At 55.1% G+C, this 1,214-nt stretch carries 1 pseudogene; it reads left to right on the top strand.

Annotated elements, in window-relative coordinates:
• Window positions 1-1,214 (top strand): annotated as a pseudogene (locus ACTHS3_RS13720) (glycoside hydrolase family 65 protein); the annotation flags it as partial.

Consider the following 1,214-nt stretch of genomic DNA (forward strand, 5'->3'; position numbering starts at 1 on the left):
AGTTTGGGCAACGGCTATATGGGCATGCGCGGCAACTTTGAAGAAACCTACTCCGCCGACAGCCACTTGGGCACCTACATCGCCGGCGTGTGGTTCCCCGACAAAACCCGCGTCGGCTGGTGGAAAAACGGCTATCCTAAATATTTCGGCAAAGCCATCAATGCGCTCAATTTCAGCAAAGTTAAAATCTTTGTTGATGGACAAGAGGTGGACTTGGCGAAAGACGACGTTGCCGACTTCTCCGTCGAACTCGATATGCAGCACGGCGTATTGCGCCGCTCGTTCACCGTATTCGGCGTGCGTTTCGATGTGTGCAAATTCCTGTCGGTCGCGCAAAAAGAGCTGGCTCTCATCCGCTGGGAAGCCGTATCCGTCGACGGCAAAACCCACCAAGTCCGCATCGATTCCATCATCGACGCCGACGTGAAAAACGAAGATTCCAACTACGAAGAAAAATTCTGGCAGGTATTGGACAAAGGCGTTTCAGACGGCCGCTCCTACATTGCTACCCAAACCGTCGCCAACCCTTTCGGCGTGGAACAATTCATCGTCAACGCCGAGCAAACCTTCGCCGGCAGCTTTAAAGCCCTCGGCGGCAGCCAAACCGATTGGCAGGTCTCTAATTCTTTCGAGACCGAAGTCGGCAGCACACCCGAAACCTTTGAAAAACGCGTGATTGTTACCACCAGCCGTGATTATCAAGGCTTGGAAGCAGTAAAAGCCGCAGGCCGCGACTTGTCGGAAAAAATCGCAGGCGTTGCGTTTGAAACCTTGCTGGACGCGCACAAAGCAGGCTGGCTGCATCGTTGGGAAATCGCCGACGTAGTCATCGAAGGCAGCGACGAAGCGCAGCAAGGCATCCGTTTCAACCTGTTCCAACTATTCTCCACCTACTACGGCGAAGACGCGCGCCTGAATATCGGCCCGAAAGGCTTTACCGGCGAAAAATACGGCGGCGCGACCTATTGGGATACCGAAGCCTATGCCGTACCGCTCTACCTCGCACTGGCGGAACCCGAAGTTACCCGCAACCTGCTGCAATACCGCCGCAACCAACTGCCGCAGGCGCAGCACAACGCGCGCGAACAGGGCTTGGCGGGCGCACTCTATCCGATGGTAACGTTTACGGGTATCGAATGCCACAACGAATGGGAAATCACCTTCGAGGAAATCCACCGCAACGGCGCGATTCCTTACGCCATCTACAACTACAC

It is taken from the genome of Neisseria sp. P0009.S007 (assembly GCF_051962515.1).